Source organism: Rhodanobacter sp. L36, assembly GCF_009765755.1.
Classification (GTDB): domain Bacteria; phylum Pseudomonadota; class Gammaproteobacteria; order Xanthomonadales; family Rhodanobacteraceae; genus Rhodanobacter.
Map to the genome: position 1 here is coordinate 333,673 of NZ_LMUV01000003.1, position 26,683 is coordinate 360,355.

At 62.9% G+C, this 26,683-nt stretch carries 18 protein-coding genes and 1 pseudogene; 13 read left to right on the forward strand and 6 right to left on the reverse strand.

Annotated features, from left to right (window positions below):
- Positions 1–83 precede the first annotated feature (83 nt).
- Positions 84–1,580 (reverse strand): aminotransferase class III-fold pyridoxal phosphate-dependent enzyme, encoded by a 1,497-nt coding sequence (locus GSQ73_RS06660; protein ID WP_158882278.1) that lies wholly within the window; start codon positions 1,578–1,580, stop codon positions 84–86.
- Positions 1,581–1,902: 322 nt separating this feature from the next.
- Between GSQ73_RS06660 and GSQ73_RS06665 the strand changes: the two genes are divergently transcribed.
- From GSQ73_RS06665 to GSQ73_RS06715, 11 genes are all read left to right on the forward strand, one after another.
- Positions 1,903–2,832, forward strand: a complete 930-nt coding sequence (locus GSQ73_RS06665) for an ABC transporter ATP-binding protein (protein ID WP_158882280.1) — start codon at positions 1,903–1,905, stop codon at positions 2,830–2,832.
- Position 2,833: 1 nt separating this feature from the next.
- Positions 2,834–3,613: an ABC transporter permease gene (locus GSQ73_RS06670; RefSeq protein WP_158882282.1), complete on the forward strand. Its 780-nt coding sequence runs from the start codon at positions 2,834–2,836 to the stop codon at positions 3,611–3,613.
- Between the two features lie 39 nt (positions 3,614–3,652).
- On the forward strand, positions 3,653–4,858 hold the full coding sequence (locus GSQ73_RS06675; RefSeq protein ID WP_158882284.1) for a sensor histidine kinase: 1,206 nt from the start codon (positions 3,653–3,655) through the stop codon (positions 4,856–4,858).
- Complete coding sequence (locus GSQ73_RS06680) at positions 4,855–5,457, forward strand: response regulator transcription factor (protein ID WP_158882286.1); 603 nt, start codon at positions 4,855–4,857, stop codon at positions 5,455–5,457. The genes GSQ73_RS06675 and GSQ73_RS06680 overlap by 4 nt, the downstream gene beginning before the upstream one ends.
- A gap of 167 nt (positions 5,458–5,624) precedes the next feature.
- Positions 5,625–6,761 carry a DUF3142 domain-containing protein gene (locus GSQ73_RS06685; RefSeq protein ID WP_158882288.1) on the forward strand — a complete coding sequence of 379 codons (1,137 nt, stop codon included), beginning with the start codon at positions 5,625–5,627 and terminating at the stop codon, positions 6,759–6,761.
- Positions 6,748–9,171, forward strand: a complete 2,424-nt coding sequence (locus tag GSQ73_RS06690) for a hypothetical protein (protein WP_158882290.1) — start codon at positions 6,748–6,750, stop codon at positions 9,169–9,171. Before GSQ73_RS06685 ends, GSQ73_RS06690 begins: the two co-directional genes overlap by 14 nt.
- A 103-nt stretch (positions 9,172–9,274) precedes the next feature.
- Positions 9,275–10,300, forward strand: a complete 1,026-nt coding sequence (gene queA / locus GSQ73_RS06695; protein ID WP_158882292.1) for a tRNA preQ1(34) S-adenosylmethionine ribosyltransferase-isomerase QueA — start codon at positions 9,275–9,277, stop codon at positions 10,298–10,300.
- A gap of 216 nt (positions 10,301–10,516) precedes the next feature.
- Positions 10,517–12,154, forward strand: coding sequence for a multicopper oxidase domain-containing protein (locus GSQ73_RS06700; protein WP_254063304.1), 1,638 nt, complete (start codon positions 10,517–10,519; stop codon positions 12,152–12,154).
- Positions 12,155–12,361: 207 nt separating this feature from the next.
- Positions 12,362–14,404: an alkaline phosphatase family protein gene (locus tag GSQ73_RS06705; RefSeq protein WP_158882294.1), complete on the forward strand. Its 2,043-nt coding sequence runs from the start codon at positions 12,362–12,364 to the stop codon at positions 14,402–14,404.
- A 99-nt stretch (positions 14,405–14,503) separates the two neighbouring features.
- Positions 14,504–14,977: a hypothetical protein gene (locus GSQ73_RS06710; RefSeq protein WP_158882296.1), complete on the forward strand. Its 474-nt coding sequence runs from the start codon at positions 14,504–14,506 to the stop codon at positions 14,975–14,977.
- Between the two features lie 144 nt (positions 14,978–15,121).
- On the forward strand, positions 15,122–16,828 hold the full coding sequence (locus GSQ73_RS06715) for an alpha-L-fucosidase (protein ID WP_158882298.1): 1,707 nt from the start codon (positions 15,122–15,124) through the stop codon (positions 16,826–16,828).
- Between the two features lie 26 nt (positions 16,829–16,854).
- Here GSQ73_RS06715 and GSQ73_RS06720 read toward each other — a convergent pair whose 3' ends face one another.
- The 3 genes and pseudogenes from GSQ73_RS06720 to GSQ73_RS18145 form a co-directional block, all read right to left on the reverse strand.
- The gene (locus GSQ73_RS06720) at positions 16,855–18,039 is read right to left on the reverse strand and encodes a DUF2252 family protein (RefSeq protein WP_158882300.1); all 1,185 of its coding nucleotides are present in this window, start codon (positions 18,037–18,039) and stop codon (positions 16,855–16,857) included.
- Positions 18,040–18,159: 120 nt separating this feature from the next.
- Positions 18,160–18,774: a glutathione binding-like protein gene (locus tag GSQ73_RS18010; protein WP_254063317.1), complete on the reverse strand. Its 615-nt coding sequence runs from the start codon at positions 18,772–18,774 to the stop codon at positions 18,160–18,162.
- A 534-nt stretch (positions 18,775–19,308) separates the two neighbouring features.
- Positions 19,309–20,499 (reverse strand): annotated as a pseudogene (locus tag GSQ73_RS18145) (FUSC family protein); the annotation flags it as partial.
- Here GSQ73_RS18145 and GSQ73_RS06730 point away from each other — a divergent pair.
- Positions 20,435–23,242: a TIM-barrel domain-containing protein gene (locus GSQ73_RS06730; protein ID WP_158882304.1), complete on the forward strand. Its 2,808-nt coding sequence runs from the start codon at positions 20,435–20,437 to the stop codon at positions 23,240–23,242. The pseudogene GSQ73_RS18145 and the gene GSQ73_RS06730 overlap by 65 nt on opposite strands.
- Positions 23,243–23,407: 165 nt before the next feature.
- On the opposite strand, the gene GSQ73_RS06735 is transcribed toward GSQ73_RS06730, so the two are convergent.
- Positions 23,408–23,998 (reverse strand): fasciclin domain-containing protein, encoded by a 591-nt coding sequence (locus tag GSQ73_RS06735; protein ID WP_158882306.1) that lies wholly within the window; start codon positions 23,996–23,998, stop codon positions 23,408–23,410.
- A 155-nt stretch (positions 23,999–24,153) separates the two neighbouring features.
- Here GSQ73_RS06735 and GSQ73_RS06740 point away from each other — a divergent pair, with 155 nt between their 5' ends.
- Positions 24,154–24,375, forward strand: a complete 222-nt coding sequence (locus GSQ73_RS06740) for a hypothetical protein (protein ID WP_158882308.1) — start codon at positions 24,154–24,156, stop codon at positions 24,373–24,375.
- 30 nt (positions 24,376–24,405) lie between these two features.
- Here GSQ73_RS06740 and GSQ73_RS06745 read toward each other — a convergent pair whose 3' ends face one another.
- Positions 24,406–26,547 (reverse strand): TonB-dependent receptor, encoded by a 2,142-nt coding sequence (locus GSQ73_RS06745; RefSeq protein ID WP_158882310.1) that lies wholly within the window; start codon positions 26,545–26,547, stop codon positions 24,406–24,408.
- Positions 26,548–26,683: the final 136 nt, after the last annotated feature.

Below are 26,683 nucleotides of genomic sequence, written 5' to 3' on the forward strand. Positions count from 1 at the left end.
GCTTCCGGCGAGTGGGCGACATCCGATGTGCACGCACGATTCAGTTATGCGGCGCAGTCTGCGCCGCATAACTTGAGAGAGACTCAGGCAGCTTCGGCGCTCGCCTTGCGCGGGCCTTCCAGCAACGCCTTGCGCAGGTGCGCCACGACCAGATCGACCTCGGCGCTGGTCACGCGGAAGTGCGGCGTGAAGCGCAGCGAGTTGGTGCCGCCGTGGATCACGCCGATGCCGCGCTCGCGCATGTATTCCTCGGTCGAGCCAGCGCCGTAGCATTTGTATTCCGGCGCGAGCTCGCAGGAAAACAGCAGGCCGGTGCCTTGCACCTTGGTGATCAACCCGCCCAGCTCATTCTTCAGCGCGTTGAGCTTGTCGACGAACTCCTTGCCGCGCTCGCGGATGTTGCTGCGCACGTCGTCGGTCAGTTCATTGAGCGTGGCCAGCGCCACGTCCAGCGCACGCGGATTCGCGGTCATGGTGTTGCCGTAGATGCCCTTGCGATAGAGCTGCGCGGTGCGGTCGGTAACGGCCAGCACGGACAACGGATACTGCCCGGCGTTGAGCGCCTTGGAGAAGGTTTCCATATCCGGCGCGGGCAGGTTCTCGAAGCCGGGGTAATCGGTGATCGACAGCACGCCGTGTGCGCGCAGGCCGGCCTGGATCGAATCGACCATCAGCAGCGTGCCATGCGCTTCGGTAAGCGAGCGCGCGGCCCTGTAGAACTCCGGCGTCACCGCGCGACCCGGGTCGCCTTCGCCCATCACCGGCTCGAGGAACATCGCCTCGATGAACCATCCGTGCTTGTCGGCATCGGCGAACACCGCTTCCAGCTGCGCGACGTCGTACGGCGTCACGGTGATCACGCTGTTTTCGTGGCGATAGCTGGCCAGGTGTTGCTGGTATGCCTTGCGCGAGGAATCCGAATAAAGCGCGGGCTTGTCGGTGCGGCCGTGGAACGCGCCCTTGACCACCAGCCGCTTGATCGTGCGTTCGGCAAAACGGCCGCCGGCATCGGTCATCGTCTTGGCGTTGACGTCGGCGATGCGCGCGGCCAGCGTCACCGACTCGGAGCCCGAGTTCAGGCACATGTAGTGGTGGTACGGGCTGCCGCCGCGGGTGTGGCCGAGCTCGCGGTTCAACGCGGTGGTGAACTGCAACTGCGCCACGCTCGGTGACATCACGTTGGCCATCACCTGCGGACGCGCCAGCGCATCCAGGATGGGCTGGTCGTTGTGGCCGAAACCGAGCATGCCGTAGCCGCCGTTGTCGTGCACCACGCGGCCTTTCAGTGTGACGACCCACGGTCCGCGCGCCGAGGCGGGCAGATACGGGTTGATCGCGTCGTCGGGGTAGAAATTCACAAAGCCCGCCTGCGCCTGGGTCAGCTGGTCGGCTTCGTCAAGCTTCAGGAAGTCGGCCATGTCCGCGCGCAATTCACGATGGCGCGTCACCGCTTCGCCGATCGCCTGCACCAGCAGCGGATCGATCGACGCCATGCGTTCGATGCCGGCATCGTCCAGACCGGTCGTGCGCGGCTTGCCGCCGAACTCGCGCAATTCGCGCAGCTGATTGATGACGCCCATGGTGGTTCTCCTTGAAGCCGCGGCGACCTCGCCGGCGTGGTGTGAAAGCGGGCGGAAAGCGCGCGGGCAACCCGGCGATTCCTCAGTGCTTTCAGTTGGATGCATGGCTCGCTGCGGGCATGCGGCGTGGCCTTATCGCTCACAGGATACCTTGCGGCGGATTCGGCCGTAACCCCCTGACCAGCGGTGATTTGGGCGGCAATGCGGCGTGCAAAGGGCCTGGCAAGCATGCGAGTGACGCCTGTCACCCGCGATGACTGACGCCGGCGACTGCCTCACATCGCGGCCGGCCGTCAGCATGAGCAGCACTGGAGGAAACCACATGCCGAATACCAACGTTCCCGTTGCCCGTCTCGCCAGCGCCGTCAAGCGTTATGGCGCCATTACCGCGCTGGATGGCGCCGAGCTGGTCGTGAAGCCGGGCGAATTGCTCGCCTTGCTTGGCCCCAATGGCGCCGGCAAGAGCACCGCCATCAGCCTGATGCTCGGGCTGATCCGCCCCGACGCCGGCAGCGTCGAGCTGTTCGGCCAGGACCCGCAGAAGATCGAAGCGCGTCGGCGCATCGGCGTGATGCTGCAAAGTGCCTTGCTGCCGCCGACCCTGCGCGTGGGCGAACTGCTGCGGTTGACCGCCAGCTATTACCCGGTGCCGCGCCCGGTGCAGGAAGCCGCCGAACTCGCTGGCGTCGCCGATCTGCTCAAGCGTCCGTACGGCAAGTTGTCCGGCGGCCAGCAGCGTCGCGTGCAATTCGCGCTGGCCTTGTGCGGCCGGCCGGAGTTGCTGTTTCTTGACGAGCCGACCGTCGGCATGGACATCGAAGCGCGGCAAAAACTTTGGACGGCTATTCGCCGATTGATCGCCGAAGGTTGCGCGGTCGTGCTCACCACGCATTACCTCGAAGAAGCCGAAGCGCTGGCCGACCGTGTCTGCGTGATGGCGCATGGCCGCGTGATCCACGAAGGCACCGTCGACGAATTGCGCGCACGCGTTTCGCTGAAACGCATTCGCTGCATCACCATCACGTCCATCGAAAAAGTAAGCGCGTGGCCGGACGTCGTCGAAGCGCGGCTGGAAGGCGAGCGTATGCACATCACCACCGCCGAAGCCGAAATCGTGGTGCGCCAGTTGCTCGATGCCGACACGCAACTGCGCGAACTCGAAGTGCAGCGCGCCGGCCTCGCCGAAGCGTTCACCGAACTTACCCGCGATGCCGAACAAACTCCCACCGCCGACCAGCGCGAGGCTGCCTGATATGGAAACCGTGATCTCCCTTGTTCCCGCGCAGCCGGTTGCGATGCCGCCCGGTCGCGTGTTCGGCGCGTACGTAGCCGAAGCGCGCAGCGAGTGCATCCGTTACATGCGCGCGCCGTCCTTCATCCTGCCGATGCTGCTGTTCTCCACCGTGTTCTACGTGATGTTCGGCGTGCTGCTGAATCACGGTGACGCGTCGCGTTACCTGCTCGCCAGCTACGGTGCGTTCGGCATCATCGGGCCGGGATTGTTCGGCTTCGGCGTGTCGCTGGCGAGCGAACGCGATGGCGGATTGCTGACGCTCAAGCGCGCGTTGCCGATGCCTCCGGGCGCCTACCTGCTGGGCAAGATGTCGATGGCGATGATCGCCGCCACGATCGTGATCATGTTGCTTATCCTGATCGGCATCTTTCTCGCCCACGTGAGCTTGACCGCCACACAGATGCTGGCGTTGATCGTGACGGGCGCCCTCGGCGTGTTGCCGTTCTGCGCGCTGGGCATGCTGGTCGGCACGCTGGTCAAGGGGCAGGGCGCGCCCGGCCTGCTCAACCTGATCTACCTGCCGATGGCGTTTCTTTCCGGGCTGTGGCTGCCGCTGTCGATATTGCCGCCGGTGCTGCAGAACACCGCGAAGATCTGGCCGAGCTATCACCTCAACCAGCTCACTCTTGCGGCGGTGGGCTTGAACCACGAACCGATCATCGGGCACGTGCTGGTACTGGCCGGCTTCACCGTGGTCTTTCTCTTCCTGGCCACGCGCCGCTTGCGTCGATACGGTTGAAGTAGCATGTCGACGATGACGTCAGCAGGAGTGCGCAGCATGTACGAGTCGATTCGCGAATGGTTTCGCCCGGCAGGCGATTCGCTGGTGGCCGGCAGCATGCGCAAGGGCAAGTCGCCATGGACTGACGCGGTGCACCTGCTGTGGTCGTTCTGGATTTTCGCCACGCCGATCTTCGATCACATGAGCTGGCACTGGGTCGTTTTCACCCTTGCCAGCTATCCGGTGTTTCTGGTCCTCTACGCAAAATGCTGCGTGGCATCCCGGCGCACGGTGGCGCGCTACGCGCTGGGGCTGGCGGCTTTCAGCATGTTGTTGATGCCGTGGTATCCCAGCGGCCTGACGTACTTCGTCTACAGCTGCGTGATGCTCGTGAGCTGCCGCCGCAGCCTGAAGCAGAACATGCTGTTACTGGCCGCACTCAATATGGCCTGCCTGAGCGAAGCGTGGCTGCTGCACTATCCGTGGCAAGCCGTGTTCTCGATCCCGCTGACCACTTTCATCATCGGCTTGATCGTCAATGCCGAACGCATCAGTGACCAGAAGGAAGCCGAGCTTGCGCTGTCGCACGACGAGGTACGCCGGCTTGCCGCCACTGCCGAGCGCGAGCGCATCGGCCGCGACCTGCACGACTTGCTCGGTCACACGCTGTCGCTGATCACGCTGAAGCTGGAGCTCTCGCGCAAGCTGATCGATCGCGATGTCGATGCAGCGAGGCGCGAGATCACCGAAGCGGAAAAAGTGGCGCGTCACGCGCTGGCGGAAGTACGCAGCGCGGTGACCGGCATCCGTGCCACCGACCTTGCGGCTGAATTGGCATCCGCGCGCCTGCTTCTTGAATCGTCGCGCGTACAGTTTCATTACGAGCGCCCGCCGGTCGATCTGCCGCCGGATATCGAGCGCGGTTTGTCGCTGATCCTGCGCGAGGCCGCCACCAATATCGCGCGACACGCCGAAGCGAGTTCGGCAAAGATTGAGATCATTCGAGAGCCTGCCGTGGTGCGCATGCTGATCAGCGACAACGGCCGCGGCGGTATCGATCACGATGGCAACGGGCTGGCCGGCATGCGTGAACGCGTGCGCGCAGTGAACGGCACGCTGACCATCGAATCGCCGAAGGGCCGAGGATCTCTGCTGAAGATTTCCGCGCCGGTGCCACTGCTGCGTCTCGTCGAAACATCGCGATCGCCGAACGACCTTTCCGCGAAAGCATCGCTGGCGACTGTTTCGGGTCCGGCCGCATGATCCGCGTGCTTCTGGCCGAGGATCAGGCGATGGTGCGCGGTGCACTTTCCGCATTGCTGAACATGGAATCGGATATCGAAGTGCTCGGTTCGGCGGCGGATGGCGAAGCCGCATGGCGCGAACTGCAACGATTGAAACCTGACCTGCTGGTCACCGACATCGAGATGCCGGGGTTGACCGGGTTGGAACTGGCGCAGCGCATCCAGCGTCAGGAGCTGCCGATCAAGGTCGTCATCGTTACCACATTCGCGCGCCCGGGGTTTCTTCGCCGCGCGCTCGATGCCGGCGTGTCCGGTTACCTGCTCAAGGACGCGCCCGCGGAAAACCTCGCCGAGGCGATGCGCACCGTGCACCGCGGCGGCCGCGCGATCGATCCGCAGCTCGCGCTGGAAGCGTGGTCAGAAGCCGACCCGCTCAACGATCGCGAACGCCAGGTGCTGCGTCTCGCCGGCGAAGGTCAGTCCGCCGGCGACATTGCCACGCAACTGAGCCTCTCGCACGGCACCGTGCGCAATTACCTTTCCGAAGCCATCGGCAAACTCGGCGTCACCAATCGCATTGAAGCGTATCGGCTGGCCCGACAAAAAGGCTGGCTGTAGCGCGCGTCGTGTGCGCCTGAACGTCGAAAGGAAATCGCTGGCTGCAAGCTAGAATGCGCGGATGTCTTTCTGGGGATGGATGCGGTTTGCCGATGCGCTGGTTTGTCATCCGCCTTGTGGGCGTCGTGCTTTTTTGCATGACGGCGTCGTGCGGCCGTGATTCCGTCGTGCTGACGCACGATGCGTATATCTGGCAGCGCGAGTGGACGCCGGCGGTGATCGATGCAATGCGCGACAGCGGCGCGGCGATCAGAGCATGGCATGTCCTCGCGGCGCAGACGGATGCCGATGGACGCCTGCAGGTTTTCCATCCCGATCGCGCCGCATTGCGGATGAGCAACAAGCCGGTGTTGCTGGTCGTGCGCATCGACGGACAACTGACGCAGTGGGATGAGACGAAGCTGCTGGCCGACACGCAGGCACTTTGGCATGACTGGCAATCGAGTGGCGTGCGCGTCGCCGGGCTGGAGATCGATCACGATTGCGGCACCGCGCGACTGCCTGCCTATACGCACTTTCTCTCGGCGCTACGGCCTTTGATGCGTGGCGCAACGTTGTCGATCACCGCGTTGCCCGCATGGCTGGATTCATCCGCACTGGATGCGCTGCTCGCGCAGGTCGACGAATCGGTGTTGCAGGTGCATGCGGTACGCGATCCGCGCGCGGGCATGTTCGATGACACGCTCGCGTTGCACTGGGCGAATGCGTATGCGCAACGCAGCGACAAGCCGTTCCGCATCGCGCTGCCGACTTACGGCTCGCGCGTGAGCTGGGATGCGAACGGCCGCATCGCCAGCGTGCAGAGTGAATCGCCTGTGCTCGACAGTGGCGACGACAGCCGCGAGTTGCTGGCAATGCCGCAGCAGATCGCGGGTTTCATCGCGCAACTACAGCGCGATCCACCCGCGCATCTGATGGGCATTGCGTGGTTTCGCCTGCCGACCGCGCGGGACGATCGCGCGTGGAGTCTTGCCACTTGGCTAGCGGTGATCCGGCAGCAACCGTTAAAGAACGATGTGCTGGCTGTCGCGCAGCCGAGCACCACGCCGGGCATGCTCGATCTGCTGCTGCGCAATCCGGGCGAGCTCGATGCGCCATTGCCGACGCGCGTTTTTCTTCCGCCGGATTGCACGCTGGCCGACGGCATCCAGGGCTATGCGCGTCAAACCGTGCGCGATGGATCGAACCGCGGCACACTGTCTATCAAACGCCTGCAGCCGGGGTTGCTGCAGGCACATCATCAACGGATTATCGGATGGGCACGCTGTGCCGCCCAGGGAGTGGAGCTGCATGTCGAACCGTAAGCATGTCGTGATCGCGTTGGGGGCATCGCTGGCGGTTGCCGGTGTGGTGTGGGCGTGCGGTCCGGACTTTCCGAACCAGTTGCTCGACCATCGCGCCGCAACGCTGAAGGCCACGCCGCAGAACAGCTTTGCGTTCGAGGCGAAGCACTTGCTGGTCGCGACCGACACCTTGCAGGCGCACGAAACAGGTGACGCGAATTCGGGCGACGCCAAGCCGGAAGATATTGCCAAAGCGCAAGGCCTGACGTTGCAGCAAGAACAGCGTGTGGATGCGTTGCGCAAGCTCGACGACGGCGACAAGGCCTACGACGAAGGCAAGGACTTGCCCGAGGATTTGCGTCTCTACGTTGCCGGTGCGATGGATTTCAGTGCCGCGAATCCCGCTTGCCCGGCAAGTGATCCGAGCGCTGCTTCTGCCGCGCCATGCGCGGCGCCGGATGCGAGCAAACTCGATCGTGCGCGTGCGCGTTTCGAAGCACTGCTGGCGTTGCCGCCCGATCAGGCGAAGCTCCGTTCGACGTGGGCGGCGTACATGCTGGGCCGCATCCACGCCGAACGTGCTGCGACATCGGTGACTGATGATGCGGCGTTCAAGAGCGAGCGCGATGCGTCCGCCAGGATGTTTCAGCTTGCGCGCGCACGCGCCATCGCTGGCGCATCGGATACGCAAGGTTTGGCAGTCGCGAGTTTCGGTGAAGAAGCGCGGCTGTATCTCTACAACGATCAGCAAGCGTGCGACTGGAAGAAGCTGTATGTCGACAGCGATCCATGCGGAAAAGGCATCTCGCCGGCCGACCTGAAACACGCCATCGCGCTCTACGCGGCGCAGGCCGGACATGGTTCGGACAGTGCGGTGAATTCGCTGTCCACGCTCGCGGCCAATGTGTTGCGCGATGAAGATCGCGCCACCGCGTTGATCGACGGCCCGGTATCGCAACGGTTGCTGGTGTCATACGCGCTGGCGCGCATGGGGGGTGACGGCAATACTGGTGTGGAAGCGGGCGACGACACAAACAAGCCGGTCGCGCCGCCGCCCGTGCTCACGGTGCTGGTGGCAGCAATCGAAAAGCAGGGACTCGATCGCGTGGCCGGTGCCGATCGCCTTGCCGCGCTTGCGTACAGCGTCGGTCGCTACGATCTCGCAACCACGCTGGCAGCCAAGGCGCCGGGCCCGCTTTCCAGTTGGGTCAAGGCGAAACTGGCGTTGCAGAAAGGTGATCTCGTCGCTGCCGCCGCTGCGTATGCAGATGCGGCAAAAGCTTTCCCGCAAGCGAACGATCCCAAGCCTTCCATCGAGCCGCTCAACGCGGAACTGATCCTCGGCGAGCAGGGCGTTCTCGCGATCGGACGCGGCGAGTACGTCGATGCACTGGGTCATCTCTACGACGCGGCGAACCGAGTGGGCGGCGTCGGCGATGTGTACGACGAGAACGGCGGCACCTACGGCTACAGCGGCGACGTTTCGTATATCGCCGAGCGCGTGCTGACCATCGACGAGCTCAAAGCATTCATCGACGCGCACGTTCCCGCCTCGCCCGCGCCGGCAAAAAGCACCGACAAGGATCACGCCTACGGCAGTCCGCCGCTGGCGAACAACCTGCGCTGGCTGCTGGCGCGACGCCTCATGCGCGACGGTCGCTACGACGAAGCGCAGGAATATCTTCCGGTCAGTGGCGATCTGCGTTTCGGTCAAGTCGACCTGCGTGCCAAGGCACGCGAGTACGCCAAGGCCATGCATGACGCTAGCAGCGCGTGGACCGACATCGGCAAGGCGCAGGCGCGGTATTCGGCGGCAGTGATCGCACGCGAAAACGGCATGGAATTGTTCGGTTTCGAACAGGCGCCTGACTACAACGCACTCGGTGGCAGCCTCGACGGCGGCGTCGGCCAGGATGCGAAAAGCATGTCGCAGACCTTCGTCACCGATGGTGAGCGCAAACGCTACGCCGACACCGTCGCCAAGCCCGATTATCGTTTTCACTATCGCTACCTCGCCGCGGATGACGCGACGGCGGCGGCCGATCTTCTGCCGCCACGTTCGCAGGCGTTTGCCGCGGTGATGTGCAAAGCCACCGGCTGGATGCTCGAAGGTCCGCCCGATTACAACGACCACTATCAGGGTTACGGCGAGGCGGCATCCACGGCGCCATCCGAACGCGAGCGTCGCATCACCGCGTATTACCAGCGCTACGTGACGCAGGGCGCGCATGTCGCCTGGGCGGACAATTTCGGCAGCCAGTGCGAAGCGCCGGACTTCGATCGCGCACGTGCGTTGCTTCGCCATCAGCGCGTGCTCAAGGCGCGGCATCTGGTGAGGCGTTATCTGTCGCTGGAAATCGGCGGGTTGGTGCTGGTTGTCGGTGTGCTGGTGGCGTTGGTACTGCGCAGGCGTCGCCGCAGGGTAGCCTGAGGCTGCCGATGGAAAGCGGCTGGGCGATAATGCGGGTTCGTCCGCATCCGTTTATCGTGGAGGCGATGTTTCGCGACGGAGCATCGCCCGGAAGTTTCCAGCCTTGAAGAAAACCGATTTCGATTTCACCTTGCCGCCTGAGCTGATCGCGCAGACGCCGCTCGCCGAGCGTTCGGCCAGCCGTCTGCTGCTGCTCGATATGCCAGCGCACAAGCGCGAGGATCGCCTGTTCGCCGAACTGCCGCAGTTTCTGCGCGCGGGTGATCTGCTGGTGTTCAACGACACGCGTGTGCTGCCGGCGCGCCTCTATGGGCGCAAGGACACCGGCGGCGCGGTGGAGATACTGATCGAGCGCGTCACCGGTCCACATGAGGCGATGGTGCAGCTTGGCGTCAGCAAGAAACCGAAGCCCGGTGCTCGCATCGAACTTGCCGACGGCACGCATGCGGTGGTGCTCGGTCGCGACGACGAATTTTTCCGGCTGCGTTTCGAGTCGCCCGAGCCGCTGGAAAAACTGCTGTCGAGACTCGGCGAGATGCCGTTGCCGCCGTACATCGATCGGCACGCCGACGCCAGCGACATGGAGCGTTACCAGACCGTGTTCGCGCGCGAGCCCGGCGCCGTCGCCGCGCCCACGGCAGGGCTGCATTTCGACCAGCCCATGCTTGACCGGCTACGCGCGATGGACGTCGATTTCGGCTACGTGACGCTGCATGTCGGCGCGGGCACGTTCCAGCCGATGCGTGCGGAGCAGGTGAGCGATCACGTGATGCATCGCGAATGGCTCAACGTCGGCGCCGAGCTGGTCGAAAAAATACAGCGCACGCGCGCTGCGGGTGGCCGCGTGGTCGCCGTCGGCACCACCGTCGTTCGCGCGCTCGAAAGCGCGACCTGCGAAGGCGTGCTGCGTCCGTTCGCGGGTGAAACGCAGATCTTCATCTTTCCCGGCTACCGCTTCAGCAGCATCGACGCGCTCATCACCAACTTCCACCTGCCGCAATCGACGTTGCTGATGCTGGTGTCGGCGCTCGCGGGCCGCGAAGAGATTCTCGATGCCTACCAGCATGCCGTGGAACAGCGGTATCGGTTTTTCTCCTATGGCGACGCGATGCTGATCTGGCCGGGTTAGGGTTCGTTCGCTGAATGCCTATCACGGGCAGCCTTCCGCATCGATCGGACATTAGGAAAGCCCTGCTTCAAAAATCGGATCGCGACGACAAACTGAAACACATCTGTCATCCAACCTGCCTAGGGTTGCCCGGATGACACATTTATCAGCTTCCTGTGGACACCGCACAGCGCGTTTCGGCAGCAACAGAAACCATCCCTCGAAGGCGCGCTCGCAGTGACGGTTTCGCGCCGTCAATTCCTGCGCGGTGCGGGCAGCGTCATCGGCGGCATCGCGCTGGCAGATGCGCTGCAGCTCGCATCGGCGCAAACGATGAAGATGCCGGCGCGCATGACGATGCCGACGCTCGCTGCGCCAAATGTTTCGCTGCTGAATCCGACGACCCTGGCGCGATTCGTCGACGCGCTGCCGGTGCCGCCGCTGGCGCGGCCTGCGGGTCATCGCGCGCATCCGTCGTATCCCGGTCGCACGCTGCCGTATTACCGGATGGAGATGCGTGCGTTTCATGCGCGACTGCATCGTGACCTGCCACCGACGCCGCTGTGGGGTTATGACGGGCGTTCGCCGGGGCCGACGTTCGAGACTCGTCACGGCGAGCCGCTGTTGATCGAATGGGTGAATGCATTACCGACGAAACATTTCCTGCCGATCGATCACAACATCCACGGCGCCGAACGGTCCAGGCCGGAGGTGCGCGCGGTGACGCATGTGCATGGCGCTCGTGTTCCTGCTGGCAGCGATGGCTGGCCGGAAGACTGGTACGAGCCGGGCCGTTCGGCATCGTTTCATTATCCCGGCGCACAGGAAGCGGCGAGCCTCTGGTATCACGATCATGCGATGGGGATCACGCGCCTCAACATCTATGCCGGCCTATATGGCGCATTCAACGTGCGTGATGCGGAAGAGTCGGCGTTGGATTTGCCATCGGGCGAACACGATCTGCCGTTGATGCTTTGCGATCGCCTGATCGCGAAAGACGGCAAGTTGTATTACCCGGTGTCCGACGATCCATCGGCGCCATGGGTTTCGGAATGCCGCGGCAATGCCGTGCTGTGCAACGGCAAGCTGTACCCGTATTTCGACGTGGAGCCGCGGCGTTATCGCCTGCGTCTGATCAACGCCGCCAATACAAGCTTCTTCGATCTGTCGTTGTCGCCCGGCCATGCGTTCACGCAGGTCGGCAGCGATCAGGGTTTGCTTGAAGCGCCACTGCAGCGCGACCGCGTGGCGTTGTATCCCGCCGAGCGCGCCGATGTGGTGGTGGATTTTTCCGGCATGGCGGGCAAGACCTTGCAGCTGCATGCAGGCACCGAGGCGATCCTTGAATTCCGTGTGCGCGATCGCGGCCACAAGGACACGTCGCAATTGCCGGCCGCCTTGCGTCGCGTGCCGCGCATCGACGTTGCCAGTGCCGTGCGTGATCGCCAGCTCACTATCGGCGAACAGGACGATGCGAGTGGCAATCCGATGATGATGATGCTCGACGGCAGGATGTGGTCCGACCCGATCAGCGAGAAACCCGTGCAGGGCACCACGGAGAGCTGGAGTTTCGTCAACGTCACCGGCGATGCGCATCCGATCCATCTTCATCTCGTGCGCTTCCAGGTGGTCGACCGACGCCCGTTCGATCTGTTCGCGTGGAACGCGAAACGGGTCGTGCGATATACCGGCCCGGCGCAATTGCCCGAGCCACACGAGATGGGATGGAAGGACACCGTGCGCGCCGATCCCGGCATGGTGACGCGCATCGCGATGCACTTCGATGGCGAGCCGGGACGCTATGTATGGCATTGCCATTACCTCGAGCACGAGGACAACGAAATGATGCGTCCGTATCAACTGCTGCCTGCGTGAATCACGCGTCCGTGTGACGCAGCGCACGGCTTCGAGCGCGGTAGTGGAACGGTCATCTTCGCGGTCGTCGTTGTCGCCGTGATGCCAACGAAACGTCATCTGCGAAGGACAGACTGCGTGGAGCCCATGCGGTGCGTTGCGCACATGGGTCAATCAGGGGGATGACCCAAAGACACCGTCACCGGTTGTCTGCAGGAGATCCAGATCATGCGAAACATGTTTGGCCGCAAGCGCTTGAGGCCTTTACTCATCGGTGTATTGACAACGGCCATTGCCGGCGTCGTCAGTGCACAAACCACTCCGCCGGACAAGGATGCGGCGTTCCGTTCCCATCTGCCGGCTGCAAGCAGCCAGCACCAGCCAGGCCTTCCCGGGGGAATCATCACGCTGCATCAGCCGGCTCAGGCCAATGACCGCAGCGGCATCACGCTTACACCGATCAAGCACGTGATCTTGCTGATCGGCGAGAACCGCACGTTCGATCACGTCTATGCGACCTACAAACCGCCGCAAGGGCAGACCATCAACAACCTGTTGTCCGAGGGCATCGTCAAGGCCGACGGCACGCCGGGCGCGCACGCGTCGCTGGCGCGGCAATCCCAGGCCACGCAAACCGGCAAGTTCAATGTCGCGCCGACACGCACCGGCCTCTACAACAACCTGCCGGCGATGAACACCGGCGGCGCACCGACGCAGGCGCCGTTCGCCTCGGCGGCACAGGCGCAGTCGATCGAGCCGGCGCTACCGCAGGATGCATACGACGAACTGGCCGAAGGCGGCACGGGGCTGCCGAACGGTGTGGTCGATACGCGTTTTCCATCGACGCTGGCGAACGCGCCGGTGGACATGCATGCATCGATCAGCCGCAACGACTACGCGAACAGCCCGGTGCATCGCTTCTTCCAGATGTGGCAGCAGCTGGATTGCAGCGTGAACGCGGCGACCACCGGCAACCCGAGCGGTTGTCGCGCGGATCTCTTCCCGTGGGTGGAAACCACGATGGGTGCCGGCAACAACGGTGTGACGCAGCCAGCCGGTTTTACCGACCAGACCACGGCCGAAGGCTCGACCGCGATGCAGTTCCTCAACATCGCCAAGGGTGACGCGCCGTACTTCAAGACACTGGCCGAAACGTACACGCTCAGCGACAACTTCCATCAGTCCGTGATGGGCGGCACCGGCGCGAATCACATCATGCTCGGTTACGGCAATCTGATCTGGTACGCGGATGCACAGGGCAACCCCATCGTGCCGCCGACCAACCAGATCGAGAACCCGGATTCGCAGAAGGGCACCAACAACTGGTGGGTGCAGGATGGATACGGCGGTGGTTCGTACGTCAACTGCGCGGACGACAAGCAGCCGGGCGTTGCTTCGGTCAAGGGTTATCTGAAGACCTTGCCGTATCGCACGTTCAAGGGCACGGACTGCAAGCCGAACGCGTACTACCTCGTCAACAACTACAACCCGGGCTACCTCGGCGATGGCACGCCCGCGCCGCTGGGCACCACGCAGTTCACCATTCCACCGACCACGCAGGACAACCTCGCGCTGCTGCTGAGCAAGAAGAAAGTGAGCTGGAAGTACTACGGCGAAGGCTGGGGTGGCGGCAAGGAAAACGGTGAGGCCGGCACGTACTGCAACATCTGCAATCCGTTCCTGTACTCCACCCAAGTCATGACCAACCCGACCCTGCGCGCCAACAACCAGGACATCAACGACCTGTACAACGATATCCAGAACGGCACGCTGCCGGCGGTGTCCATCGCCAAACCGGATGGCATTCTGGACGGCCATCCAGCCTCGTCGAAACTCGAGCTGTTCGAGGGCTATGTCAAGAAGATCGTCAACATGGCGAAAGCCAATCCGAAGGTGTGGAACGACACGGTGATCATGGTGACGTTCGACGAAGGCGGCGGTTACTACGACTCGGGATACGTGCAGCCGATCGATTTCTTCGGCGACGGCACGCGCATTCCGCTGCTGGTGATTTCCAAGTACTCGCAGGGCGGGCGCGTGGTGCACACGTACTACGACCACGTGTCGTTCGACAAATTCGTCGAAGCCAACTGGGGTCTGGGCGCCACCATCTCGGCACGCAGCCGCGACAACCTGCCGAACCCCATCGCCTTGCCGAAGAACCCCTATGTGCCGGTCAACGCACCGGCCATCGGCAACCTGATGGACATGTTCGACTTCGGCCCGTATGGCTGGTCGGATGCGACGTCGGCCACTGCCACGGCCGACTGACCCAAGCGACGTCACGCTCACCCGCATGTGCGGGTGAGCGTTTGCGTGCGCGGCGCCGTCGGTTCCGCGCGCGCGACTCCACCACGGGAGCATGCAGCCATGAACACCTTTACCCCTTTCGCGCAACGCGCCGGTTTCGTCATCGGCAGCCGCGTGCTCGCAGTCACAATGATCGTTGTCATTGCCATCGCCAGCCCGTCGATCCAGGCGGACCCGGGCGACTTCGCGGCGATGCCCGGGCTCTGGAAAATCGTCACCACGCGGATCGATCACGGCCATCGCGGCAAGTCGACGATCGACTGGCATTGCGTGGATGAAGGCGCCGATCCGTGGGCCACGTTCGCCGTCATCGTGGTGCCGGACATGCCGCCTTGCCAGCGTGAAGACCAGCATCGCGGCAGCACGTCGCTCGCATGGACAGCACATTGCGGCAACGCGAATGCCGCCGGTCGCGGCCGCGTGGATTTCGATTCCGCCGAGCACTACACCGCCAGCGTTTCGTTGCCGGATCGCGGTGACGTCGTGAGCGTGGAAGGCCAGCGCATGGCCGCGTGCACGAGTCCCAGCGATTGATCAAAAGGTTGACTCGCGCCAGCGAATCGGTTGTCCTCGCATGATCGTTCGCGGTGATCCGTTGCCGCGCATGCCGTCCATCCGCGAGGCCAACGCGTGCGCCCATACTCCAGAAACATCCTGCGCTCTGTCGCTGCATGGCTGATGCTCGTTTCGATCGTAGCCACGCAAGCGCGCGCGGCAACCTCAAGCGACCAGCCGCTGCCGCTCGGCCATGCACGACCAAGCGCCGCCACCGTGCAGGCGTGGAAGGATCGCAAGTTCGGCATGTTCATCCACTTCGGATTGTTCTCGGTGCCCGGCGGCATGTGGAAAAGCCGGCGCGTGGACAATGGCTACAGCGAGCAGATCGCCGCCAACGGCAACATGCCCATGGCCGAGTACGCAGCGTTGGCGAACACGTTCGATCCGGAAAAGTTCGACCCTGATGCCATCGTCGCGCTGGCGAAGGAGGCCGGCATGAAATTCATCGTGCTCACCGCCAAGCACCACGACGGCTTCAACATGTTTCGCACCGCGCAGACGCCGTACAACATCGTCGATGCCACGCCATACAAGCGCGACGTGGTGAAGCTGCTGGCGGACGCCTGCGCGCGCGCCGGCATGCCGTTCGGCGTGTACTACTCCACCATCGACTGGCATCATCCCGGCGGCAACACGTACATCGAAGGCAACAGCAACCCGATCACGCCGGCGCAGGCCGATTTCAACGTGGCGCAGATCCGCGAGCTGATGAGCCGCTACGGGCCGATCGCGGAAATCTGGTTCGACATGGGCAAGCCCACGCCGGCGCAAAGTGCGCGTTTCGCCGACACCGTGCACGCGCTGCAACCGCAGGCGATGGTGTCGGGCAGGGTGTGGAACTACCAGGGCGATTTCACCGTGATGGGCGACAACGCCGAGCCCGATGTCGCGGTCGAAGAACCATGGCAATCGCCCGCATCGATCTTTCCGAAAACCTGGGGCTATCGCTCGTGGGAACATCGCGACGACCTGCCCGGAAAAATCCGCGAAAACATCGCGCGACTCGTGCGTGTGGTGAGTGCCGGTGGCAACTACATCCTCAACATCGGGCCGCGCGGCGACGGTTCGGTCGTGCCCTATGAAGCCGATGTGTTGCGCGGCGTGGGACAATGGCTGCTCGTCAATGGCGCTGCGATCTACGGCACGAGCGCGCAACCGTTTGGCGCGCTCGATTTCGGTTACGCCACGGTGGGCAGACATACGTTGTACCTGTTCGTCGACAGGCTTCCAGCCGATGGATGGTTGCATCTTCCGGGCGTGGTGGATTCACGCTTTGATGCCGGTCACTTGCTGGGTGATTCATCGCAGCGAACTGCTGCGGTTCATGTCGATGCATCCGGTGCGAGCGTGGATGTCCACTCGTTGAACCTGACCCCACGCGCCGACCGCTTCATGCCGGTGATCGCGGTGCCGTTCACGGGTGATCTGCACGTGCGCCCTGTCGCAGTGAATCCGTCATCGGATGGGCGCGTGCAACTCGAAGCGCAGCACGCCGAACATTTCCTCAACTACAACGGTTACGGCTACGAAGATCCATCCACGCTCTACAAGTTGCGCTGGTTTGCGGGATTACGCGGAGATCACTACAAGCTCACCGTGCATTACATCGGTGCCGAAAAGCCTGCGCGCCTCGACCTCGTCGTGGACGGTCAGCGACAAACGTTGCTGCTGGAAGCCGGCAAAGGCCAGCATCTCGTGTACGAGACGGACATTCAGCGCAACCGCCACGTGCAACCGTACGCGATGCAGATCGAGCTGACGCCAGTCGAACCTTTCCACAAGGGCGACCGTTTGCCGGTGGCGGTGGAAAGCGTGGAGACCCGTTGACGAAATCGGATGACGAGGCGCGGGCTCTATGCCTCGACGTGCGCGAACCGTCGGCAGTGTTCGAGGTAGCCGCCTTCGTGTTCGCGCACCAGCTCGACCACGCTGCGCCATAGCCACGACGGTGCGTCGAGCGATTTCGATCGGTTGCGCTTGAGTTCGCTCAGCCAGCGTGCGCGTGCATCGTCGTCCATCTGGCGCGCATGGGCGCAGCCGACCACGTTGCCGAGATAACCGGCAACGTCCATCGCTTCGGACTGACTCAGCCGCTTGATGTTGAGCTTCAGATCCTGCGGCAGCAGCTCGCGCAGAAAAACGGCCTTGCCCATGAACGTGCTGCAGCGCATGCGTTCGCCCAGATGTGGCGACAGCGCAGTGGCGCCCTGCACGATGCGTTGCGCGTTGCCGCGCGGCATGTTGACGTTGGCTGCACGTGGCGCGGCGGCCTTCGCGGCTTCCTTGATGTCGATCAGGCACAGGCTGTTGTTCGGGTCTTTCGATTCGCCCACGCGCAGCATCACCGCGTATCGCAAAAGCCCCAGCGAGCTGCAACCTTTCACCCAGTACGCCGCACCGAGCATCTGCACATCGTCGGTGTCGTTGCGATGACTCAGCGAGGTCACCAGCGCGTGCACTTCTTCGCTCGACATCAAGGCCTCAAGTGCCTTGCGTTCGGCGCCGGAGATCGACCAGAAATTCTTCGTGCCTTCGAGGCGCTCGGCGGCCAGGTGTTTCCATTTGCGTCGCAACGCACGCTTCATCACCAGCTGGATCGACTCGGGCCGCGCGCGTGCGACCGGTAATTTGCCGGGCTTTGCACTCAGGGCCTGCTCGTACCCGAGAATCAGCTGCTCCATCATCTTGGCGGTGATCACGCCGGGCAGATCGGAGCCGCGCGCGGCCATCGCCAATGACAGGCCGAGGCGGATCATGTCGTGCGCCGGATTGCCGATCACGGTCTGGTCGAAGTCGCGGATCTGCACATCGACCCGACCTTCGGCATCCGCCACCGGGCCCATGTTGCTGACGTGGCAATCGCCGCAGATCCACACATGCGGGCCTTGCGGCAGGCGTCGGTCCGCGGCGTCCAGCCATTCGTAGAAACGCACCGTGCTGCCCCGCACATAGGCGTGCGCCGAACGGGCCATTTTCTGTTCGCGAAGCTCGGTCAGCAGCGTGGCGCGCTGCGCCGGGCCCGGGGATTTCTTTGTCATGCTGGATCTCGATGCGTTGACAGTCATTGCAGCGGAGTCGCCGTGAACATGGTGCATCGTTGCGCGATCAGTGAGGCCGCGACATGCGCGGCCTCTGATCTTGCCAGTGACAGACCTGACTCAGTGTTTGCCGAGCCCTTCGTCGGCCAGCACTTTCTGCACGGCGCTGTCGGCCAGCATGCGTTCGGCGAACGCCGCGAGGTTGGCGAAGCCGGAAAGATCGACCTTCGTCGCTTTCGCCCAGCGCCATACGACGAACAGATACGGGTCGGCGATCGAGCGCATGCCGGCGAGCCAATCGCGGCCTTCCAGTTGCTTGTCCGCGCGGCCAAACAATTCGTGCAGCTGCGTCAGCGCCTTGTCGCGCGTCAGTTGTGCGGCGGCCTCGTCAAGGAAGCCGGTGCTGCCGAACAGCGGATGAAACGCCGGATGCACATCGGAGTTAAGGAACGACAGCCAGCGATTTACCTCGGCACGACCCTTCGGCGTGCCGTCACCGCCGAGCTTCGCGTCCGGAAAACTGTCGGCAAGATAATTGAGGATCGCCACGTTCTGCGTCAGCGGCCAGCCGTCGATTTCCAGCACCGGCACCGCGCCTGCCGGATTGAGCTTGAGATACTCCGGCGACTTCAACGTCTCCTTGGTCATCTTCTGCGTCGTGTATGGCTGGCCGATCCATGCCAGCACGATGTGATCGGACATCGAGCACGCGCCCGGAGAGAAATAGAGTTTCATGGTCATCACGGTGTCCTTGTGGTTGGTGAGATCGGATGAAAGCTGTTCGATGATGGCGACGTCGTCGTTAGCAGTGCGCGAATGCGTTGCGATGTCGGCGGAAAACATCCGGGTTGTGCCGTCCCCGTCCGAACTCGCATGAAGCATCAGCGAACGGTGCAACTCCTGCAACGCCACAAGCAGTTCGACCGGTTCGCGCGTCGCCTTGCGTGCGGCACCCACGGCCCGGCGCACGGGTCCGGGCGCTTCGCCGCGTTCCATCAGCGCGACGCCGGGATCGCGACAAACGGCGAGCGTGTCCACCCAATCGGCAGGTTGTAGCTCGCGAAAATACCGTGTCGCCCATCGGCTTGCGCGGAACGCAGGTGCCACCTGCTGCACATGATCGATGGCTGCCATGTAATCGTGCGATGCACGCGCGGGCGTGGACGGATCGAGCGCGTCGGCGAGTATCGCCAACGTATCGGCAATGCGTCGCCGCAACATCGCGGTGGACCGAACCGGCAATACGAACCACGCGGAGGCGACGCCAATGATCGCGCCGATCACGATCTCCTCCAGCCGCGGCCACAGAATGTGTTGTGCGGATGAACCTTCGAAACCCTGCAGCAACGCAAGCGCCAGCGTGACGAACAACGCCCACCACGCATAACCGAGCGGGCGCAGCCACAGGCCCATGAATACCGCGGCAAGAATCAGCGCCACGGTGCCGGTGTCGTGTCCGCCCAGATGCAAGGTAAACAGCAGCGCCATGATCGTGCCGGCCGCCGCGCCCAGTACGCGCAGCACGCTCTTGTAGGCGACATCGAGGCGACCGCGGTTGCCGCTGTTGACGATGAACGCGGTGAGCACGATCCAGGCCCAGCGTTCCGCGAAAAACACGTAACCGACCACAAAAGCCACGCCAAGCGCGACAGCCATCTGGACGGCCATACGCGTGCTCGGTACGGGCCGCATCGAACCGGCCGCAGGCAATGCAGCCCGCGCCTGTGGCATGTGCGCCACCCGCGGTGGCAACCAGTGCACGCTTCGCGCCAACGTCTGGAATGCCATGACCCAAACCAGCGCCAGCAGCGACACGATGATCGGCAGCACGAGCGCCAGCCAGTGGCCAGCGTGACGTGACGGAATGTAGGGGGTGGTGAGGATCACGACGAACGGCAACGCGATCAGCGAACCCGCGCGTCGCGCCATCGGACCGAAACGGCGCAGCCATATCGACACGAACATGCCGGCGACGAATACCAGTGCGCCGACCCACGGCGCGCGATGCAGCAGCATGCCGACGCCCGCAGCCACCAGACCTACGACAGGCAGGGCTACCGCGGCTTCCAGCCGTCCGCGAAGGTCGCGATCCAGATGGCTGCGCGAGAAGGAAAGGCACAGCACCACCGACAGCACCGCCGGGCCCGGTTCCGGATCGATGGCCATCGCGCACGCCAGCGTCGCCAGCACGGCGAGCATCGTCACCACCGCTTCGCGCAACGAGCGCGTCACGGCGGGCATGATGGAATGGCGAGCATGGATGGCGGAAGAAATGGCAAGCATCCCCGATGGATCGTGCAAGTCGGTTGAAGGAGAGAACCGGTCTATTCTCCCAAAGTGGAGGCGAGAAAGCGCTCCCGCGTCCATCGCTCGTCTCGTCACAGGAACACGCCGCATGACACGTCCCGTTCGCAGGTTTTTACCGTGGTTGTTCCGGCTGTCGACGATCGGGTTTTTCATGCTGCTCGCATCGTGTGTGAGTACGCAAACGCGACCCACCGTGGTGGCTGGTGAAGCGCGCTTCGAATTTCTCACGCCGTCGCTGGTGCGCATGGAATATTCGTTGGGCGGCAAGTTCGTCGACGCGCCCACCGCAGTGGTGCAGAAACGAAACTGGCCGGCGGTGAACGTGCAATCGACGCAGTCGGACGGCTGGATGGTGGCGAAGACCGGCGCAATGACGCTTCGCTACAAACTTCACTCCGGTCCGTTCAGCGCCAGCAACCTCATCGTCAGCTGGAACGGCCCGGCCGGCGGCGCCGTGCACGATTGGCACCCGGGCGATGTCGATGCGCGCAATCTTGGTGGGCTCACCTATTCGCTGGACAACATCAGCGCGCCGAACCTGCCGAAAGACGGCAAGGATCTGCAGAGCCCGGTCAACGACATGATTCCCGGTATCGAGGTATTGCTGCCGCCGGCCAAGCCCGGGCTGCTGAGTCGCAACGGCTACGCGCTGATCGACGACAGCACGACGCCGTTGTGGAACGCGCACAAAGCATGGATCGAACCGCGCCAGCAGAAGGGCGGTCAGGACTGGTACCTGTTCACCTACGGCGACGATTACCAGAACGTGTTGAAAACATACGCGGCATTGTGCGGTCCGGTGCCGATGATCCCGCGCTACACGTTGGGCGCGTGGATCACCGATTTCAATTTCGAATATTTCCCCGATTCGGCCGAAGCACGCGAACCTGTGTTCCAGCGTTACAACACGCAGCACTTGAAGGAAGAGATATCGCGGCTGCGCAGCGAGGACATTCCGTTCGACGGGCTCGTGCTGGATTTCGCGTGGCACAACTACGGTTGGGACGGCGGCTTCGACTGGAGTCCGCTGGTGCCGCATCCGAAAGAGTTGATCGACTGGCTGCACGGGCAGGGCATCAAGCTCAGCCTCAACGATCACCCCGGTTACGCCAATACCGAAGAGAGCATCGTCGCCTATCAGGACAGCCACGCACCTGCGGCGCTCGAAGCGCTGGGTCAGCCGCTGCCGCGCGCACCGTCGTTCGAGAAAAATATTCCGAACCGCTGGCAATTTGCGTCGGACCCGAAAGATCAGGGCGTGACGCACGAATGGTTTGCCAAGGACAGCCACGCGCACTGGACGACAATCAAGGCCGGCGAATCATGGGAAGCGCAAGGCCGCGGCAAGCATCTCGGCATCGCGTGGTATCGCACGTCGGTTCGATTGCCGGCGCAGCTTCCTGATGCCCTCTATCTGGTGTTCGGCGAAGTGGCGTCGTCGTATCGGCTGTACGTCAACGGTCGCGAAATTCCGCACAGCGAAGTGCAATGGCCGCAACGCGTGACCTATGCGGATGTCGCGCCGCATGTGCAGGCCGGGCGCGACAACACCATCGTGCTGCGCGTGGTGGGCAGCAAGTGGGGAAGCGGCTTGCTCGGCACCACCGTCGCGTTGCGTGACGTGAAGCCGCCGCCGCGCATTTATTTCGACCTGTCGGACAAGCGCCAGGCCGACATTTCCATGCAGGCATTGCACAAGCCACTGCTCGACCAGGGCATGGCGTTCTGGTGGGTCGATGGCGGCAGCGGTGCGGTGGACATGCCCGGACTCAACAAGCAGTTGTGGACCAACAAGGTGTTCTACGACGCCACCGAACAGGCCACCGGCAAGCGCGGTTTCATCCTCAGCCGCTACGGCGACTGGGGCAGCGAACGCTACCCGGCATATTTCACCGGCGACACCTATTCGGAGTGGCCGGTGCTCGCTTACGAAGTGGCGTACACCACGCGCGCCGGCAACGTGCTGGTGCCGTACGTGAGCCACGACATCGGCGGTTTCCACGGCGCGAAGATCGACTTCGATCTGTACGCGCGCTGGATCGAGTTCGGCACTTTCAGCCCGATCCTGCGCATGCACAGCGCGCACGCCAACCCGCGCGAAGGCAACACGCGCATGCCGTGGCTTTACGGCAAACCGGGCATCGCGCTGATGAAGAAATATTTCACCTTGCGCACGCAATTGATTCCGTATCTCTACAGCGCCAGTTGGCAGGCGCATGCGGCGTCGATGCCGATCATGCGGCCGCTGTACCTGATCGATCCGAAAAACGATGAAGCGTACGAACACCCACACGAATACTTCTATGGTGATCAGATGCTCGTCGCGCCGGTACTCGATCCAGGCGGCAACGTCACGATTTATCTGCCGCCCGGCAAGTGGTTCGATTTCTTCACCGGCAAGGCATATGACGGCGGCAGCACGTTCAACGCGCACTACGCAGTGGACGAGACGCCGGTATTCGCGCGCGATGGCGCCATCGTGCCGGAGCAACCGCCAAGCGCGTACTCCGACGCGAAGCCGCTGGACCGCTTGATCCTCGACGTTTACGGCAACGGCAAGGGCCACTTCGATCTCTACGAGGACGATGGCGTCTCGCTGGCCTATGCAAACAATGCCTATACGTTGACGCCGATGGATGTCGGCCCGCAGCCTGATGGTTCGCATCGCCTGATCATCGGCGCAGCCAAAGGCACGTTCGATGGGCAGGTGCAGCAGCGTGCGTATGCATTGCGCATCCACTCGTCGAGCAAACCGCGTGCGGTGGAGCTCGATGGCCGGGTTTTCGATCACTGGTCCTGGGACGCAACGCAGTCCATCGCCACGTTGGAGATTCCCCAGCGCACGGTGCGCGTGGCGACGACGGTGGATTGGACGTCCGATGCGGTGTCACCGTAGATGGCGACGGTCACGCAGGCACTGCTCATTGTGATAACGGGTGGCAGTCGTGGTGTCGGCGTGCGGCGGAGCCATCACGAATCCTGTCACGGACCGAGTGATTCCGGTGGCAAAAAAAACGCCAGGCGTAGCCAGGCGTTCTCTAATCCTCAAAGGTGATGAGGGTTACGGCATCAGCACTTTGTCGATCACGAAGATCACGCCGTTCGACTGATGGACGTCGGCAATCGTGATGTTGGCGACATGGCCCTTGTCGTCTGTCACGGTCCACGCGCCACCGGTTTTGGCGACGGTGATCGAGTCACCTTCAACCGTCTTCAACACGGCCTTTCCGCCACCGGCCATCGCAGCCTTTTCAAGATCGTGCGACGTCATCTTGCCGGCCACCACGTGATACGTGAGGATTTTCGTGAGGGTGGCCTTGTTCTCCGGCTTGATCAGATTATCGACGGTGCCCGCGGGGAGCGCAGCAAAGGCTTCATTGGTCGGCGCAAAAACAGTGAAGGGGCCGGGGCCCGAGAGCGTCTCAACCAGGCCTGCAGCTTTTACCGCAGCGACCAGCGTGGTGTGATCCTTCGATTGGGAAGCGTTTTGCACGATGTTCTTGGAGGCATACATCGTGGCGCCGCCGACCATCGGATCCTTGTGCATCATGCCCATCGAATCGCCTGGCGACGCCATCGCCATCGGCACGACAGCGACGGTCGCCATCGCGAATGAAACGGCGACTGCAAGAGTACGCAGGTTGATTTTCATGAATGTTTCTCCGGAAATTTCCGCTCCGCGGATTGGAAGCGTGTGGAGATACGTAGCCATTGCGACACCGGACGCATTGCTCGATTCGTCGGCCAAGCCTAACCTGTGACGGTGCCCGCGAACATTTCGCGCGGATGACCTCGCTGATATCGAACATGATTCCCGACCGCGACAATCTGAAGCGCATGCTGGCAAGCCTCGATACGGCTATCGCCAGCGCGGCGAAGTACCACCCGGACGAAGCCGATTTTCGTACGACGCTGCGCGCTTCCGTGCGACTGCTCATGCTGGAAGCGAGCGAGTCAGACCACGAATGGATCAGAGGCCAGCTTGAGGAAATGCTTGCGCGCCACGGGTTGAAAAACTTCGAGCTGTGATTCGCTGCCGTTCACGCCTGTACGGAACGGCTACATTTTCAAGCTGACCGTGAGGCGTACTTCGCGCGGCTCACCGGGATGCACGGTGATGCCATCGGGGACGAGCGGGCTGGTCGGCGACACCTGGTAATCCTGTTCGTAGGCGATGTCGAAGTACTTGCGGTCGAATGCATTGAGAACATCGAGCGATAGGGACAGATGAGGATTGATCTCGCGCTGTACGCGCAGGTTGGTGACAATCGACGAGGGCGCGCGCAGGTTTCCATCCTGCGACAGCGGATAGCCGCCGATGTAGAGCATCTTCACGTCAGCCGACCATGGGCCCATGTGGTGCGCCGTCAATCCGACGGAGGCGACCTTGCCCACTGCATTCGGAATCCGATCGCCGATGGCGTCGTTTTCGTTTTCATGCGCATAGCGTGCGTGAGTCCAGGCGAGGTCCGCGTCGAACAGCAGCCACTCGTTGATGATCATGTGGTTGTTCCACTCGACGCCGTAACGCTTGCTGGCGCCATTGATCTCGGTGCCGCCGGCATCCGCGCCGTAGACAAGTTCGGATGAACTATCGAGGCGCCACAGCGCGAGCGAACTCTGCAGGCCGGGCACGATTTCCGTGCGCACGCCGATCTCTTTGCCGAAGCTGCCGACCAGCGCGGGAGCGCGCGTTATCGGCTGGCCGGTGACGGCATCGAACTGATTCACCACACCGCGCGCATCGTTGCTGTGGAAGCCGTTGCCGATATTGAAAAAGAATTCGGTGCTGTCCCATGGGCCGAAGATCATCGACAGCTTGGGCGAGACGCGGTTATCCGACACGCTGCCGTTGTTCGGCGCATAGACATTGGAGCGCAGACCCAGATCGATCGCATCGCCGCGCACGCCAACCAGACTGCGGAACCAGCTCGACCAGATCGTGGTGTTTTCAATGTAGACGCCAGCTTCGGTTTCGCTCACCAAGTCGCTGCTTACGGTATGGAAGGCCACGCGCGCCTGCGAGTCGAGCAATGAGACGTGTATCTGGTCGTGACGTATCTGCGCGCCGACTTCGGTGACCGAGTCCTTGCCGAACAACGTATGCGTCCAGCCCTTGGCGACCTTGCTGCCAAAGATGTTGCGCGCATCGCGCTGGTTGAACTGGTCGCCGTGCACGGGATCGTCTTCGAAGTAAGTGAAGTCGGACCACAGCTGCAGTCGATAATGTTCGGCGAATGCGGAGGCGCGCAGATAACCCGAGTCGTCGCTGTGGTGGAATTCGCCGGAAAGTATTTCGCGTGCGGTACGCCCGCCATCAGTGGGATCCAGCGCGCAGAAACGACACAACGCGCCGGACTGGATCAGCGACAGCGGCACCTGGTCGGTGGAATTCCAGTGTGCGGCGTAAGCGAGCGCATCGACCGACCAGCCACGTTGTGCATCGCCGCCGCTCAGGCGCAACAAGCCGTTGAGCTTGTGCATGTCGTCGGGATGTTGCCACGGTCCGTCTTCCTTCATCGCTTCAAACGCCATGAGAAGTACCGGGCCTTTTTCGGCGTGGGATAACGGCAACGAGCCGGCAAACAGCCCGCGCTTGTAGCCATCCGAACCGATCGTGAGGTTGAGCAAGGGCGCGGAAAAAGCGTCGCGATATTGCACGTCGGCAGAGCCAGCCGAAGAGAAGTCGCCGGTCTGTGCGAAGTACGGACCCTTGCGATAGTCGATGTGGTCGACCAGTTCGGGAATCAGGAAATTGATGTCGCTATAGCCCTGACCGTGGCCGTTGGTCGGCATGTTGACCTGCACGCCATCGACACTGCTGGTGAAGTCGGTGCCGTGATCGAGGTTGTAGCCGCGCAAAAAATACTGGTTCGCCTTGCCTTCGCCGGAGTGCTGGGTGACCACCAGCCCCGGGATCGCTTCAAGTACTTCTCCCGGTCGCAGGATCGGGATGTCCTGCAGCAGCGTGCCCATGATCACGCCTTGCGATGCGGCGTTCGACGTTCCCACGCCGTTGTTGTAGTGGCCGTCGACCTGCACCGCGGCAAGCGTGCTGGCGGATGCAGCGCTGGCTGGCGCGTCGGTCGAGGCTATGTCATTCGTCGAAGCATGTGCATGAGCGGCGATGAACAACGCCGCGCACGCGAGTGCTCGCGGGAACATGGGCGTGCGCGAGGGGTGGCGGTGGCGCACGTTCATGCGAAGTCTCTGGTGTTGCGCAGTTTCGCACGCATGTTCCGGCGGCGTCGGGGTTACACCATGTACGAGCCGGCGGTGCAAATGGATTCAAGCGCCGTGTCACGTGTACTGTTCGGTGATGCCGGCCAGCGTTGCA

Excerpts from the sequence above, each read along its gene's own strand:
- GSQ73_RS06680 (WP_158882286.1), top strand. The coding sequence starts at position 4,855 with ATGATCCGCGTGCTTCTGGCCGAGGATCAGGCGATGGTGCGCGGTGCA.
- GSQ73_RS06730 (WP_158882304.1), top strand. The coding sequence starts at position 20,435 with ATGACACGTCCCGTTCGCAGGTTTTTACCGTGGTTGTTCCGGCTGTCG.
- GSQ73_RS06670 (WP_158882282.1), top strand. The coding sequence starts at position 2,834 with ATGGAAACCGTGATCTCCCTTGTTCCCGCGCAGCCGGTTGCGATGCCG.
- GSQ73_RS06660 (WP_158882278.1), bottom strand. The coding sequence starts at position 1,580 with ATGGGCGTCATCAATCAGCTGCGCGAATTGCGCGAGTTCGGCGGCAAG.
- GSQ73_RS06690 (WP_158882290.1), top strand. The coding sequence starts at position 6,748 with ATGTCGAACCGTAAGCATGTCGTGATCGCGTTGGGGGCATCGCTGGCG.
- GSQ73_RS06715 (WP_158882298.1), top strand. The coding sequence starts at position 15,122 with ATGCTCGTTTCGATCGTAGCCACGCAAGCGCGCGCGGCAACCTCAAGC.
- GSQ73_RS06740 (WP_158882308.1), top strand. The coding sequence starts at position 24,154 with ATGATTCCCGACCGCGACAATCTGAAGCGCATGCTGGCAAGCCTCGAT.
- GSQ73_RS06665 (WP_158882280.1), top strand. The coding sequence starts at position 1,903 with ATGCCGAATACCAACGTTCCCGTTGCCCGTCTCGCCAGCGCCGTCAAG.
- GSQ73_RS06675 (WP_158882284.1), top strand. The coding sequence starts at position 3,653 with ATGTACGAGTCGATTCGCGAATGGTTTCGCCCGGCAGGCGATTCGCTG.
- GSQ73_RS06720 (WP_158882300.1), bottom strand. The coding sequence starts at position 18,039 with ATGACAAAGAAATCCCCGGGCCCGGCGCAGCGCGCCACGCTGCTGACC.
- GSQ73_RS06710 (WP_158882296.1), top strand. The coding sequence starts at position 14,504 with ATGAACACCTTTACCCCTTTCGCGCAACGCGCCGGTTTCGTCATCGGC.
- GSQ73_RS18010 (WP_254063317.1), bottom strand. The coding sequence starts at position 18,774 with ATGAAACTCTATTTCTCTCCGGGCGCGTGCTCGATGTCCGATCACATC.
- GSQ73_RS06705 (WP_158882294.1), top strand. The coding sequence starts at position 12,362 with ATGCGAAACATGTTTGGCCGCAAGCGCTTGAGGCCTTTACTCATCGGT.
- GSQ73_RS06735 (WP_158882306.1), bottom strand. The coding sequence starts at position 23,998 with ATGAAAATCAACCTGCGTACTCTTGCAGTCGCCGTTTCATTCGCGATG.
- GSQ73_RS06745 (WP_158882310.1), bottom strand. The coding sequence starts at position 26,547 with ATGAACGTGCGCCACCGCCACCCCTCGCGCACGCCCATGTTCCCGCGA.